20 protein-coding genes are annotated in these 13,789 nt (G+C 51.0%); 17 read left to right on the forward strand and 3 right to left on the reverse strand.

The window, feature by feature from the left end; translation table 11 throughout:
- Window positions 1-27: 27 nt before the first annotated feature.
- Genes I4V84_RS02510 through I4V84_RS02525 form a run of 4 tightly spaced genes read left to right on the forward strand, consistent with a single transcriptional unit; the run spans window position 28 to window position 2,078 of the window.
- On the forward strand, window positions 28-510 hold the full coding sequence (locus I4V84_RS02510; protein ID WP_006861300.1) for a hypothetical protein: 483 nt from the start codon (window positions 28-30) through the stop codon (window positions 508-510).
- A 21-nt stretch (window positions 511-531) separates the two neighbouring features.
- Window positions 532-915, forward strand: coding sequence for a hypothetical protein (locus tag I4V84_RS02515; RefSeq protein WP_006861301.1), 384 nt, complete (start codon window positions 532-534; stop codon window positions 913-915).
- Window positions 902-1,684 carry an FAD-dependent thymidylate synthase gene (locus I4V84_RS02520; RefSeq protein ID WP_208786283.1) on the forward strand — a complete coding sequence of 261 codons (783 nt, stop codon included), beginning with the start codon at window positions 902-904 and terminating at the stop codon, window positions 1,682-1,684. Before I4V84_RS02515 ends, I4V84_RS02520 begins: the two co-directional genes overlap by 14 nt.
- Window positions 1,665-2,078 carry a deoxyuridine 5'-triphosphate nucleotidohydrolase gene (locus tag I4V84_RS02525; RefSeq protein WP_006861303.1) on the forward strand — a complete coding sequence of 138 codons (414 nt, stop codon included), beginning with the start codon at window positions 1,665-1,667 and terminating at the stop codon, window positions 2,076-2,078. Before I4V84_RS02520 ends, I4V84_RS02525 begins: the two co-directional genes overlap by 20 nt.
- A 139-nt stretch (window positions 2,079-2,217) precedes the next feature.
- Here the strand turns inward: I4V84_RS02525 and I4V84_RS02530 are convergent, their stop codons facing one another.
- From I4V84_RS02530 to I4V84_RS02540, 3 genes are all read right to left on the reverse strand, one after another.
- Window positions 2,218-2,484 (reverse strand): type II toxin-antitoxin system mRNA interferase toxin, RelE/StbE family, encoded by a 267-nt coding sequence (locus tag I4V84_RS02530; RefSeq protein WP_033143532.1) that lies wholly within the window; start codon window positions 2,482-2,484, stop codon window positions 2,218-2,220.
- The gene (locus I4V84_RS02535) at window positions 2,484-2,744 is read right to left on the reverse strand and encodes an AbrB/MazE/SpoVT family DNA-binding domain-containing protein (RefSeq protein ID WP_033143531.1); all 261 of its coding nucleotides are present in this window, start codon (window positions 2,742-2,744) and stop codon (window positions 2,484-2,486) included. Before I4V84_RS02535 ends, I4V84_RS02530 begins: the two co-directional genes overlap by 1 nt.
- Before the next feature lie 133 nt (window positions 2,745-2,877).
- Complete coding sequence (locus tag I4V84_RS02540) at window positions 2,878-3,192, reverse strand: helix-turn-helix transcriptional regulator (protein WP_033143530.1); 315 nt, start codon at window positions 3,190-3,192, stop codon at window positions 2,878-2,880.
- A 148-nt stretch (window positions 3,193-3,340) separates the two neighbouring features.
- On the opposite strand from I4V84_RS02540, the gene I4V84_RS02545 reads away from it, so the two are divergent.
- The 13 genes from I4V84_RS02545 (at window position 3,341) to I4V84_RS02610 (ending at window position 13,594) form a co-directional block, all read left to right on the forward strand.
- On the forward strand, window positions 3,341-3,850 hold the full coding sequence (locus I4V84_RS02545; protein WP_006861307.1) for an SLOG family protein: 510 nt from the start codon (window positions 3,341-3,343) through the stop codon (window positions 3,848-3,850).
- A gap of 81 nt (window positions 3,851-3,931) precedes the next feature.
- On the forward strand, window positions 3,932-4,066 hold the full coding sequence (locus I4V84_RS02550; RefSeq protein WP_006861308.1) for a DUF3789 domain-containing protein: 135 nt from the start codon (window positions 3,932-3,934) through the stop codon (window positions 4,064-4,066).
- Window positions 4,063-5,088 (forward strand): DUF5688 family protein, encoded by a 1,026-nt coding sequence (locus I4V84_RS02555; RefSeq protein WP_006861309.1) that lies wholly within the window; start codon window positions 4,063-4,065, stop codon window positions 5,086-5,088. Before I4V84_RS02550 ends, I4V84_RS02555 begins: the two co-directional genes overlap by 4 nt.
- A 52-nt stretch (window positions 5,089-5,140) precedes the next feature.
- Window positions 5,141-7,249, forward strand: coding sequence for a DNA topoisomerase 3 (locus I4V84_RS02560; RefSeq protein ID WP_040782654.1), 2,109 nt, complete (start codon window positions 5,141-5,143; stop codon window positions 7,247-7,249).
- A complete protein-coding gene (locus I4V84_RS02565; protein WP_040782657.1) occupies window positions 7,246-7,617 on the forward strand; it encodes a cysteine-rich VLP protein in 372 nt (123 codons plus the stop codon). Before I4V84_RS02560 ends, I4V84_RS02565 begins: the two co-directional genes overlap by 4 nt.
- A 139-nt stretch (window positions 7,618-7,756) precedes the next feature.
- Window positions 7,757-8,281, forward strand: a complete 525-nt coding sequence (locus I4V84_RS02570; RefSeq protein WP_006861312.1) for a hypothetical protein — start codon at window positions 7,757-7,759, stop codon at window positions 8,279-8,281.
- Between the two features lie 11 nt (window positions 8,282-8,292).
- Window positions 8,293-8,925, forward strand: coding sequence for a hypothetical protein (locus tag I4V84_RS02575; RefSeq protein ID WP_195991188.1), 633 nt, complete (start codon window positions 8,293-8,295; stop codon window positions 8,923-8,925).
- Between the two features lie 13 nt (window positions 8,926-8,938).
- On the forward strand, window positions 8,939-9,871 hold the full coding sequence (locus I4V84_RS02580; protein ID WP_006861314.1) for a DUF4316 domain-containing protein: 933 nt from the start codon (window positions 8,939-8,941) through the stop codon (window positions 9,869-9,871).
- Window positions 9,871-10,572, forward strand: coding sequence for a hypothetical protein (locus tag I4V84_RS02585; protein WP_006861315.1), 702 nt, complete (start codon window positions 9,871-9,873; stop codon window positions 10,570-10,572). The genes I4V84_RS02580 and I4V84_RS02585 overlap by 1 nt, the downstream gene beginning before the upstream one ends.
- Window positions 10,569-10,913, forward strand: coding sequence for a plasmid mobilization relaxosome protein MobC (mobC, locus tag I4V84_RS02590; protein WP_006861316.1), 345 nt, complete (start codon window positions 10,569-10,571; stop codon window positions 10,911-10,913). The genes I4V84_RS02585 and mobC overlap by 4 nt, the downstream gene beginning before the upstream one ends.
- A 91-nt stretch (window positions 10,914-11,004) precedes the next feature.
- Entirely contained in the window at window positions 11,005-11,295 is a 291-nt protein-coding gene (locus I4V84_RS02595) for a CD1845 family protein (RefSeq protein WP_006861317.1), read from the forward strand.
- Window positions 11,296-11,384: 89 nt separating this feature from the next.
- Window positions 11,385-12,152, forward strand: coding sequence for a DUF3849 domain-containing protein (locus tag I4V84_RS19770; protein ID WP_006861318.1), 768 nt, complete (start codon window positions 11,385-11,387; stop codon window positions 12,150-12,152).
- 32 nt (window positions 12,153-12,184) lie between these two features.
- A complete protein-coding gene (locus I4V84_RS02610; RefSeq protein WP_117538740.1) occupies window positions 12,185-13,594 on the forward strand; it encodes a relaxase/mobilization nuclease domain-containing protein in 1,410 nt (469 codons plus the stop codon).
- Window positions 13,595-13,789: the final 195 nt, after the last annotated feature.

Genomic DNA, 13,789 nt, shown 5'->3' on the forward strand with positions numbered 1-13,789 from the left:
GCACCTGCTATTTAGGAGGATTTTTCTATGGTGAATGCCATTATTCCAATACCCGGCTACGTCCATCTGTACCGCTCCCTTTTGCGGTTCTATGATATGCCGGAAAATGAGGTCCGGGAAATGCTCTATCTTTTGAACACGGCAAACCTGGACTGCTACGAGTATTACCACCCGGAGCGTGATGTGATCCAGAGCGGGCCGGTAGCCTTTAGCAACTGGCTGGAACATATGAACTGCCGCCCTTACCGGACAGAGGTACAGCTTTATAAATCCCTGCTGTTCTTAAAGCGCAGCATTGACCGGGATTTGATCGTGACCTCACAGCGGGAGGCGCTGCAGACGCTCCGCTGTATCATTTCCAACCTGGAATACCGCTTCTATAAGGCGTATGGCATGGAGATTGAGGACAAACGGACCGTGTACGGGGAATGTACCTACCGCCTGGTTCCCAGGGAGGACGAACCCAGCGTGTGCCTGATGCACGACTGGATCTACCTTCCCAGCGCATAATGCCGGGAACTTTATATAAATTTGTCCCGAATAATAGACAAAATTCGGGACAGTTCATTTTCAAAGGAGGGATGCCATATCACACAAAAGGAAGTCAATGCCGTATTTGACGAGCAGGTGCAGCTCTGCGCTGACACTCTGCAAAAGAAAACCAAAGAATACACCGGGGACGATACGGACCGGCTGGGGGCTTTTAAGGCGGCGGCAGCTTTACAGCACACCACGCCGGAGCGTGCCCTTGCCGGGATGCTGGCGAAGCATATCGTTTCCCTGTATGACATGTGCTTTGACGATGATACGGATTACGATTTAAGTACATGGAATGAAAAGATCACAGACAGTCTCAACTATCTGTTCTTACTGAAAGCTATTGTAAAGGAGGGACATACCAATCAAACGGATTGAAGTAAAAATATTAAACTGTCAGGCGATTGCAGAGGCCGAGAAAAACATGGTCTTTGCCGCCCGGCTCACGCAAAGGGGCCACCGGATTGCCACAATGGATGATCTGATGGCTCTTTATGAAAAATCATTCAGCGAAAATACCGTGGCGGCAATCAGCGGCCTTCCGCACCCCACGGTTCAGAAATTTGCGGTGATCACCGTTGCTGTTGTGGGGGCAAGCAGGCGGTTCCTGTCGCAGATCACGCGCCATCAGAACGAAGTAAAGTTTATGAGCGCGTCCTTACAGTACAGCAATTATGCGGGGCAGGCGGATTTTGCCGTACCCTATGAGATTCTGGCCGCCCCGGCTGCGGTCCGGGAACTGTACTTAAAAAGCTGTCACGAAGGTATGGACTGTTACGAAAAGCTGTGTGCCGAGGGAATCGGCCATGACGCGGCGGGCTATGCCACACCCCAGGGGCTTCGGAATGTGCTGATTATCAGCGCCACGCCCTATCAGTGGAAACACATCATCGGCCAGCGGGTATGCCGGCGCAATACGGACGAAACCCGGATCGTACTTTTGAAAATCTGGCAGGAGCTTTATACCTTAAGCCCGGCGCTGTTTGCCCCTGGCCTTACAGGATCGTTCTGCCAACGGGACAAATGCCTGGAGGGGAAAATGGCCTGCGGCAGAAAAATAGACGCGGATATAACGCCGGAGGATCTTCTGAAAGCGGACTATCCGGCACTTTCGGAAGGAGGCGCGCATGAAGATCAAATTGATTGACTTTGGCGTGCCGGAGGGCCGCCGCCCTTTCCGTCCGCATGGGAACGATGCCGGCGCGGATGTTTACATGCCCTATGACTGTACTTTGCAGCCGGGAGAGATCGCAAAGGTTCCTCTTGGATTCGGGATTGAAGTGCCGGACGGCTATGCGGGCTATGTGTTCCCACGTACCAGCATGGCGGTAAAAGGGCTGGTCTGTGAACTGCCTCCTGTGGATTCCGGCTACCGTGGGGAAATCCATGCGATCATCAGTAATGTAAGCAATCAGACGCAGGAGCTTTCCAAAGGCTCCCGCGTGGGCCAGCTTGTGATCACCCCGGTTGTGATCGCGGATTTTGTTACCGAACTTGGCGAGCAGCGCGGCACAGGCGGATTTGGAAGTACAGGAAAATAAAAAAGTGACTTTTAGAGAGTAATTAGGGAATTATCGCCGGTAGTGAGATTGGGCATATCAGGAAGATTGCAGGGTACAATAAAAGAAAGGCAGAAGGCAGCAAAAGGCGGTACACTGTCATAGCGTACCGCCCTGCTGCTTAAAACTGCTTTAATATGTCGTGGTGCCCTACGTCCACCAGGATAATCATTTTGTCGCCTTCGTAATACCAGATAATGCGGATGTCCATGTTGACGCTGCACTCAAAAAGATCCGTGGTTCCCTGGATGCGTTTAGTGCGCAGCGACGGATGGGAAGGATTTTCGGCCAAAAGTTCCAGCTTGTTTTTAAGCTGCTTCTTCTCCTGTACGGTCAGACCCTTAAAATGCTTTTGGAAACGGGGCGTAAAGGTAAACTCATACGCCATCATTCCGCCTCCAATTTGTCAAACAGGGCGTCCACGCTGTCAAAGACAGGCTGCTCCCCGGATGCGATTTTTGCTTTTACATCCCCGATTTCTTCTTTAAGCTCGCTTAAATATTTTTTGGGGTAGACAACCACCGGCATGATGCAGATGGAACCGTCCTTCTCGAAGATGTCCAGTTTATCGCCTTCGGACAGACCGAGTTTAACGATGATTTCCTTTGGAATTGTGACCTGGGCTTTTTGACGCAATTCGGCCAGCATACGATCATCTCCTTTGCTTTAAGTTTGAAAGTAAGAAATTCTTACTTTCTTACTTATAGTATATCCACTTTGAGGGATTTATGCAAGGGGTACGAAAAAAATTTACAAATAAAGCGGCCAGCACCGTGACCGCTTACTTTCTGCTATTGAGTTCTTTCATAATACCGAGGATATACTGCATGGATTTGGAGTCGAGCTGTTTCGCCTCTGCGATAAATTCCCGCAAGGCTTCGGGGCAGGTGTTACCCTCATCAAAGAATTCCTGCGGTGTTACACCCAGGTATTCACAGATATAGAAAAAAGACTGCATGGCGGGAAGTGACTTTTTGTTTTCAATGTTGTTGATGTAGTTGTTTGCCTGTCCTAACGATAGAGACATATCGCGCGCAGATACGCCTTTCTGTGTCCGCAGCTTTGCCAGCCGTTCCGGGACAAAATCTTCATACATCGCCTTCACCTCCCATTCTGTAATAGATTGTACCTCACGCCCTTGTATTATTCGCAAAGGGAAAAAGGGTGTTTTCGTTGACTTGCTAAATTAAATCTATTACAATATGGAAAGTGAAGAATAATACCTATCGGACGGAGGAATAAAAATGGAAGGAAAGACCTGCTGTGTCACCGGACACAGGGATTTACCCCAGAAAGAGATTAACCATGTAAAGACCGCCCTGCGGCGTGAAATTGATTCAGCGGTTGCAGACGGGTTTACCCGCTTTATGAGCGGTTTCGCAGACGGCGTGGACCAGTATTTTGCCGAGATTGTGCTGGAGAAAAAAAAGACAAATCCGGCGCTGGAGCTGATTGCTGTCATTCCCTATCAAAAGCGTCTGGACAGCCTGATGGCAAAGGGCCGGACTTATGAAATGCTGGAGGCTTGCGCGGATGTTGTTGTCATGCAGGAGGAATACCACCCCAGCGTCTATTCCCACCGGAACCGCTACATGGTGGAACACTCAGACCGGGTGATCGCTGTGTATGACGGGAGGGAAAAAGGCGGCACGGTGAGGACAATCCGGTTTGCCCACCAGATGAAAAAGGTACTGCGGGAAATCCCTGTCGGGGAGATTGTTCTGCCAGGCCAACCCATTGCGAAAAGAAAATGAAAAAATGGATAACTGATACTTGATGATGCGCTCACTTTTCGGTGGGCGTTTTTCTTTACCTATTTTTTAGGAGGATTTTTTATGTGGAACATGATTACACACTTTCTTACATTCACCGGGGGAATGTCTGCCGGCGTTGTGCTGATGTGTCTTTTGCAGACGGGAAAGCAGGAAGATGAATGGTTAGAAAACAGGAAACGGGAGGAAAACGAATGAACCAGGAATTTGCAGAAAATATCAAAAACCATATCCGGGAATATCTGCCGGTGGACTATCAGGATGCAAAGATAACCCTTGAAAAAGTCACCAAAGGAAATGACCGGATTCTTACAGGGCTTATCATCCGAAAGGATGATGAAACGGCTGTACCGTCCATTTATCTGGAACACTATGAGGAACAGTTTGGCAAAGGCCGCCCGATGGACGACATTATGAAGGAAATTGCACAGATAAAAATGGAAAACAGCCTGGAACTTCCTATTGATGTGAAAGGACTTCAGGATTATGAAACAGCCAGGCCGCTGCTTGCGATCCGTCTGTGCGACCCGGAAAAGAATCAGGAATATTTGAAAGATAAACCCCATACCGCATGTGGGGAACTGGCGGCAACCTACCGTATTCAGATCATGGAGGACAGCAGCGGAACGGCTTCCGCTGTTGTTACAAATGATATGTTGAATCTTTGGGGAATTACACCAGAGCAGCTTCACCACGATACGGTGTCAGCAGAAAACGCCCGGAATCCTGTCTGTTTATACACAATGGATGATGTGATGTCAGAAATAATGCTGTCCGTAAAGCCTGAGAATCTTTTTGAACAGACGGAACCATTAGAATCTGAAATGATACCTATGTATATCCTGACAAACCAGAATAAAGTAAATGGCGCCGGGGTTCTGGCAAGAGACGGCGTACTGGATAAAATCGGCGAGCTGCTTGGTTCTGATTTTTATGTCCTCCCATCATCGACCCATGAAGTTATCCTTGTGCCGGATAACGGGAATATGCAGACTAAAGAACTGGAGGATATGGTAAAAGAAGTGAATGCTACCCAGGTGCCGCCAGAGGATTTACTTTCTGATAAGGTGCAGTATTATGACCGGGCAGCAAAAACCCTGGGACGAAAACAGGAAAAAGGACTATTGGAACGTCTTTCCGAAAATAAAGCACAGGTACAGGAAAGAGAGGCAAAAGCACCAAAAGAAAGACAGAAAACCAAACAGGAACCGAGCTTATAAGGGGCAGCGGCTATGCTGCCTTTTCTAATTCAAAGAAATGGAGGTTACAGGAATGAAGTTAGTAATTGCGGAAAAGCCCTCCGTCGCCATGTCGCTGGCGGCGGTTCTGGGTGCGAATGAGAAAAAAGACGGCTACATGGAGGGCGGGGGTTATCTGGTAAGCTGGTGCGTGGGACACCTTCTGGAACTGGCGCAGCCGGAGGCTTATGGGGAACGGTATGCCAGATGGCGTTATGGTGATCTGCCGATTCTGCCGGAAACATGGAAATATGAAGTGCCGAAGGATAAGAAAAAGCAGCTTGACCTTCTTTGCCGGCTGATGAAAGACAAACGGGTGGATTCCGTGGTATGCGCTACGGACGCCGGACGGGAGGGCGAACTGATCTTCCGTCTGGTCTATGAACACGCCGGATGTAAGAAACCGATGGAACGTCTCTGGATTTCCAGTATGGAGGATGCGGCAATCCGTGACGGGTTTGAGCACCTGCGTCCTGGCAGCGACTACGATAAGCTCTATGACGCGGCGGTCTGCCGGGCCGGGGCTGACTGGCTGATCGGTATTAACGCCACCCGGCTTTTCTCTGTCCTGTATGGCGTCACGCTGAATGTGGGGCGCGTCATGTCGCCCACGCTGGCCCTTCTGGTACAGCGGGAGGCAGATATTCGGGCATTTACGAGCAAGCCCTTCTATGTGCCGGAGATCACCTGCGGCGGCTTTACTGCCTCTGGGGAAAAGCTGTCCGGGAAAAATGAAGCTGAAAAAATCTGTATGGACTGTGACGGGCAGGGTGCTTTAGTGCTATCCGTGGAGAAGCAGGTCAAGACGGTGCAGCCGCCCCGCCTGTATGACCTGACAACTTTGCAGCGGGAATGTAACCGCATTTATGGCTATACGGCACAGCAGACCCTTGATTATGTGCAATCCCTCTATGAGAAAAAACTGGCGACCTATCCCCGGACGGACAGCCAGTATCTGACTGAGGACATGCAGGCAACCGCCGCCTCCCTGGTTCTCTGGCTGCGGGATTATATGCCCTTTGGAAAAGGCTGCACAGGGGAACCTGATATTGACCGCGTAACGGACGGCAGCAAAGTCACCGACCATCACGCGATTATCCCTACGGTGGAGGTTGCCCGGACGGATTTATCGGAGCTGCCTTCCGGGGAGCGGGATGTACTGACGCTGATTGCCGCAAGGCTGCTTTCTGCCACGGCCCAGGCGCACCGGTTCGAGGCGGTGACGGCGGTCCTGGACTGCCGGGGTAATTCCTTTACAGCAAAAGGGAAAACCGTATTGCAGGCCGGATGGAAGGAAGTGGAACGCCTCTACCGCATGGGATTGAAACAATCCAAACCGGAGGATGACGAGAGTACGGATGCTTCCCTTCCCATGCTGCAGGAGGGGCAGGTTTTTGAAACGGTCTCTGCCAGCGTCCGGGAGGGCAGAACCTCCCCGCCGAAACACTATACGGAGGATTCCCTTCTGGCAGCAATGGAGACCGCCGGAGCCGGGGATATGCCGGAGGATACCGAGCGTAAAGGATTAGGCACCCCGGCCACTCGTGCGGCTACACTGGAAAAACTGGTCTCTGCCGGATTTGTGGATCGGAAAAAAAAGCAGCTTATTCCAACGGAAAAAGGTACGAACCTGATCCTGGTCCTGCCGGACAATATCAAATCGCCTACGCTCACCGCAGAATGGGAATCCATGTTGAAGCAGGTAGAACGCGGCGAGCTGGCTGCAGAATCCTTTATGGGGCAGATTGCGGATATGAGCCGGACGCTGGTAAAGGAACATACCGCCCCGGAGGAACGCTTTTCCGGCCTCTTCCCGGATGCAAAAAGAAACGGAGGTGAGGCTGTCGGCACCTGCCCCCGCTGCGGCGGAACCGTATATGAGGGTAAAAAAGGATTCTTTTGTGATAACCGGGACTGTGCTTTTGCGCTGTGGAAAGACAATAAATTCTTTTCCGGCAAGAAAAAATCCATAACAAAATCCGTGGCGGCGGCCCTTCTGAAAGAGGGCCGCGTTTCCATGTCCGGGCTTTACAGCGAAAAGACGGGAAAGACCTATGACGCGGTGGTGCTGCTGGATGATACGGGCGGAAAATATGTGAATTTCAAGCTGGAATTTCCGGCTAAGAAAGGCAGAAAGAAATGACCGGGCAGCCCTCACGGGAATTAACAAGACAGGAACGGGCAGCAATCCGAAGGCTGGTAACAGACCTTTGCGCTAACCATGACAATCAGGATAGGCTCTGCCTCCCCTTAGACTGCCCCTGTTATATGCTGCAAAAATGGTGGACCGGCTCTTTCTGCCGATACTTCCGGGAGGCGGTGCTGCCGGTGGACCCGGCGCTGGAATCTGCCATTACCGGCGAGGACACTTCCCTGAAACAGAAAACATGCCCGGTTTGTGGGAAAGCCTATCTGCCTACTACCAGCCAGGCGTATTGTTCGGATTCCTGCCGCACCTTTGCCAGACGGAAATCCGAGCGGGAACGCAAGCGCCGGATCAGAAAAAATTAAAGGTAATATGTCCGCAACTTAACCAAAATGAGGCTTGATTTTCAAGGCTTTCGGGACCCGGTTTGAGGGGTGGCTGTATTAGAATACTCTGACGCCCCGAAACAGGTCTAAGTTGCGGACAAATAAACAAACGGGAGGGATGCAGATAGAAAAGACAGCGATTACAAAAGAGCTTATGCGGATTGATACCAGGAGGCAGATGATTGATATACAGCAGATTGATAACCGGCGCTTTATGTATAACCCCAAAACCGGCATATTGGTCTTAGGTTATCAGTATGCAGCTACAAGTACAATGGTTTCCAGCCATGCCAACGAACTGGCCGACGCCGGGATTACAAAAGGCTATGACAATTTTGTCCGGGGCTGGATCGGCACTGGCGGGGACTACCCCAAAGGGGTGATCCACTTTGCCCCCTGTGTAGATAAGAGAAATATCACGCTGTTTGACCGGGCTTTTGACACACTGAAAATGTTTCAGGAAAACGGCGCGCTGGCGGGCACGGTGGTCCGTGGCTTCGGGGAAAACTGGGAGCAGCCGTTATCCGATATTTTTACGGATATGCGGGAACCGGGGCAGAAACCCTCTGTCCGCAGGCAGCTAAAAAAACAGCCGGAGGCAAAAGCCACCCGGCAGAAAACCAATCATCAACAGGAACGATAGGAGGCGATTTTTTGAATATCAATACGATCACAATCGATGACCTGCGGCACATGGAGGGCAAAGACGGCCTGATCTTACAGGGCTGCGGCGGGGATTTGAAGGAATGGGTGGACGGGATCAATGAGATGTTCACCGAAGCGGGCATTTTGAAGGATGGCAGTAAATTTGAGGGTGTTTCCACTTTCCAGTATGGGGAGCTTACCTGTCTGCTCTATCCTTTTGAGAATGTGAAGCTGGACATTGGGAAACTTGCCATGTGGCGATTGCAGACCCATGAAGTCTATGGCGGCACATGGCTGTCGGACTTTGTGCCGAATTATTTAGGCGGATTTATAGAAACACCGGAAGCGTTGGCAGATAAACCGGATTGTCCGCTGATCGGAGCAGATGGGAACATTTTTAATCTGCTGGGTATTGCTTCCCGTACTTTGCGGGAGCATGGTTTGAAAGAACAGGCAAAAGAAATGTCTGATCGGGTATTTGCTTCCGGCAGTTATGGAGAAGCGCTCTGTATCATTGGCGAATATGTCAACATCACAGATTCCGAACCGGAGCATAAGAATTCTCTCCGTCAGCAGCTAAAAGCAACAAAACCGGCAGACCCGGTAAAAAAGCAACAAACTTCCAAACAGCAGGAACGATAAGGAGGGATGCGGAATGGAAAAGAAACGGACCTATGGTGTATGGGCAGTACGAAGCAGCACTTCTATTTTCGGACCGGCACAAAGCTGGTGCAAGGAAAATGGAAAACCGTTGGAGTTTGATACCAAAGCTGCTGCTGAAAACTATGCAAAGGAAGCCAACGAGCATACGACAGCAAATGTCCGATACTATGTGAAAGAAAAAGAACCGGAGCCCGGTGCTGTTCGGAAAGGAACATCTCAACCGGAGCTGGATGCACGCAGCCATGAAGAAGTGATACCAAGAAATGATGCAGCGGAAAAACAAAATGAGATTCCGGGCAGACAGATTCCTTCTCAAACAGATCCGCTGGTAGAAATCCGCTCTGCGGTTCATAGTAATTACGCGGGTATGGTCGCTATGCTGGGTGCGGACAACCGTGTGTATTTGGGGCATGAGGAACGCTGCCATTACCAGGATATGCAGCCATCTTACTATGACAATCAGGACGGTTCCCTGTGTTTTGTCTGTGATCAGCCCGATATGTATTATTTTCTTTATGGAGAAGGCTGGGCGCATACCCAGGCGGAAATGCTGGAACGAGGACTCACCCTGCACCAGTACGAAGAATTTGCGAGACTGCAAAATGGCGTCCTTGCACAGTTTACCACCCAAAGAGAAATCCTGTTCGCCGGGCAGCCCTTCCAGCCGCCGGAGAGCTATCTGCGTAATGCGGAACTCTACGAGGAAGGACAGACCGGAAACTATAATATGCTGGATGGCCGGCTGAATAATGAGCCGCCGGAACGCCCTGACTTAACGGACGGCCAGACCTATGAGGAAATCCGGGAGCTTGCACCGGAGACTTTGCCGGAGGAAAAACCTTCCCTGATGGAGCGGCTGAAAGCGGAACGCCCGGAGCATGAGGCGAAACAGGCAGCGCCGCCTGTGCCGGAAAGGGAACGCTGATGGGCGCGGTAAAATTTGAGGGCGTGGATGTGCTGGACTTTTTAGGGAAGGTTGTAGAGCTGCACACGCAGCATTATAAGGACGATTTTGATATTGACAAGGAACTGATACAAAATCTTGCGGCTTGCAGAAATGGAGAAAATGAACAGCTTTTATGGATGTCCAGGACCTGCGGCACTTACTGTTTATGGGAAAGGGATGTTTACCTGCAGGACAGCCACGAAAATAAGGTGTGGCGGTTTTACCATGAGCAGACGAAAGATTCTATCCTGGCGTATGCAATCCAACTGGACGGCATACAGGACGGGAAAGTCACCGGCTGTATCTGGCCTCTCGATTATCACGCCCATGTGGAACGGGTCAAGCTGCTGTCCTGTGCGATTGAAAAAGTATCGGTATTGTTCCAGGATGGTACACAGGCGGTATTCCCCTATGATTCCTATATACAGCAGATTAACATGTTTAAGGCAGAGCATGGAACTTCCAAATGTGTGACCTGGCTGCCGGAAAGTGAGCGGGAATTACAAACAATCCTGCGGCGGGAGCACGTTAAGCGGGATTACCATGCAAAGCCCGGTGATATTCAGGAATATATGGATAGCCTGAAAAAGAGCACACTGCGGGGGAAACTGAAAGAGGTGCAGGCGGTAGCCGCTTTCACCCGGAAACCGCCTTCCCATAAAAAGGAGCCTGAACGATGAAGGCCGGGCATAACAAAAAATCCGTCCGTGTCGAATTTGTCATGTCCGAACCGGAGGCCGAACTGGTAAAAGAACGCATGGCGGAACTTGGCATTACCAACCTCTCCGCATATCTGCGCAAGATGGCGGTGGACGGTTATATCATCCATCTGGATATGAGCGACATTCAGGAAATGATACGGCTCCTTCGCATTTGCTCCAATAACCTGAACCAGTACACCCGGCGTGCCAATGAGACCGGCAGTATTTACGCTGCCGACGTGGACGATCTGCGCACACGCCTGGACAGTTTATGGGATGGCATGGATAAGCTGCTGCGGGGATTTGCGAACATTTCGTAAACAGGAAAAAAACGCCGTTGCTTTCCGGCAACCGGCACGGTAGAATTTTGATAGAGGGACAATATGTTTCTCTTTGAAAGGAGGCGGGCGTATGCGTCTGATTGGTAAATTACTGGCACTTCCCTTTGTACTGGTTACGGGGATTCTCTATCTGGTGTGTAAATTCCTGGTGGTCGTTTCCGGCGCTGTGCTGGGGATTCTATCGGGGATCGTATTTCTGGCGGCGCTGGCGCTGTTCTTTGCAGCCGGGTTCTGGCCGGGGCTTTCATGGCTGGTGATCGCGTTCCTGATCAGCCCCTACGGTCTGCCAATGGCGGCGGCCTGGCTGGTGGGGATCATCGGAGGCGCAAACAGCGCGTTAAAGGATTTCGTATTTGGTTAAACAGTTTCGGCGGGGCTCATTGGCAGCCCCGCCCTTTTTCTATAATTATGGCTGTCTGCTATGGCAGCTTTTTGATTGGAGGGATTTGATTGAAAGATACAACGCCAATTTATTTTCATTCTGCCACCTATGCGCATGAGCATGGGGAGCTGGATCAGTACCGTGCTTCCCACAAGGCAAACATTGCGTGTAAAGAGGCAATCGAACAGGCCATTGCGGACAACTACCGGGATAACCGTTTAGGCCCCGCATGTGTGCAGCAGGTCTTACAACAATTTGATCCTGGCCGGATTTTCTATGTCCTTGCCAACACGGTCCGGCAGAAAGAACATGACGGGCGAATTTCCCGTGATAACAAAGCCTGGGCGCAGACAATCCCGGTCTGTGAAGATAAGGACGGTTTCGGATATGACAGGAATGTTTCCTTTGTGGTAGACCGTAGCCATCCAGGACTAATGGATTTATTTCTTACCCAAGCCAGAGACATTGCAAAGGAGGATTTCAAGATGAATCAAGAGTTTACGAGCCGTAACCAAGTGGAGTTTATACGTCAGACCTACCCACCGAATACCCGGATTTTGTTGCAGCATATGGATGATCCCTATGCCCCGGTGCCCGCTGGCACCCGTGGAACTGTCAAGTATGTGGATGACATAGGCCAGATTGGGGTTGCCTGGGACAATGGACGCAGCCTTTCACTGATTCCCGGTATGGACACATATCGGAAACTGACCCAACAGGAGCTTACTCAGGAACAAGGTGAAAAGCCTTCCATACATGACAGTCTGGGCAAACATGCCGGGCAGCAGGCGGCTCACAGCGACAAACCGAAAATGAAAAAAGAACAGACACGATAACAGAGCCGGTTTTACAGTAAGGGGGTGATGGGATGGCGACCACACGGCTCATGCCGCTGCATGTCGGTAAAGGCCGGGATGTTTCCACGGCGATTGCAGACATCATTGACTACGTAGAGAATCCGCAGAAAACCGATTTTGGAAAATTCATTTATGGTTATGAGTGTGACACCCGAACCGCCGATGCGGAGTTTCTTTTATCCAAACGGCAGTATGCGAACCTGACCGGACGTAACCGGGGCGCGGATGATGTGATTGCCTACCATCTCCGGCAGGCGTTCAAGCCCGGCGAGGTCACGCCAGAAGAAGCGAACCAGATCGGGCGGGAGCTGGCACTAAAACTGACGAAGGAAAACCATGCTTTTGTTGTCTGCACCCATGTGGATAAACACCATGTCCATAACCACATCATCATAAATTCTACCACGCTGGACTGTCAGAAAAAATTCCGCAACTTCTGGGGTTCCACCTGGGCGATCCGGCGCATGAATGACAAGCTGTGCCTGGAGCATGGGCTTTCCATTGTAGAGAATCCGAAGCCCAGCCGCAACCACTACGGCACATGGATGGGAAGTCAGAAACAGCCTTCCCATCAGGAGCAGCTACGCTGGGCCATCGATGCTGCCCTGGAGGAAAAGCCGAAGGACTTTGAAGAACTTTTGAAGAAGCTGGAGGCGGCCGGGATCGAAGTCAACCAAGAGCGGAAGTACCTCCGTTTTCGCCTGTCACCGGAAGATAGATATACCCGGTGTGATACGCTAAAGGGCGACTATACCGAGCAGGCCATCAGAGAACGGATCGCCGGCATCCGGACGGTGAAACCGCGCCGTATCTCTCCCCAAAAGCCAGTTTCCAAAGTCGGACTGCTGGTGGACATTGAGGCGGCGGTCCGTTCCGGCAAAGGGCCGGGGTATGAACGCTGGGCGAAGGTGTTCAACTTAAAGCAGCTTTCCCAGGCGGTAATCTATCTCAAAGAGCATGGCGATATGAGCTATGAGGATTTGCAGAAAAAATCAGATGCCGCTACCGCCAGCTTCAATGCGCTGTCGGTACAGATCAAGGAACTGGAATCACAGATGGCCGCCAACGGGGAGCTGCAGAAACAGATCGTAAATTATGCCAAGACGCGGGCGGCCTATGTGGAGTACCGGAAAGCCGGGTACAGCAAAAAATTCCGTGCGGTGCATGAGACGGAAATCCTTCTGCACCAGGCGGCGAAGAAACACTTTGACGAGGTTGGGATTACAAAGCTGCCCTCCGTCAAATCTCTGCGTGAGGAATATGCCGGACTTCTGGAACAGAAACGGAAAGCCTATTCTTCTTACAAACAGGCCAGAGCCGATATGAAGGAGCTTTATAATATCCGGGCAAATGTGGAGCATTTGCTGGACATTCCTACCGGACGGGAACCGCAGAAGGAATCGCAGAAGTCGCGGCAATAGTTTTCCTTCTGCTTTCGGTTTTCAGCGTTCCAACGGAACGCGCAGCCATCACCGCAGGTGATGATCTCAGGGGTTTGGGGATATGTCACCAACAAGCATTTTGGCAGGAATACCGGAAACGGATTCCTGCCAAAATACGCAATCTTACGGAAGATTGCATTGCTTGCCGGTAGTATCGTGAATTACTGATAACCA

It is taken from the genome of Ruminococcus sp. 1001713B170207_170306_F1, assembly GCF_015668065.1.
GTDB lineage: Bacteria > Bacillota > Clostridia > Lachnospirales > Lachnospiraceae > Blautia_A > Blautia_A faecis.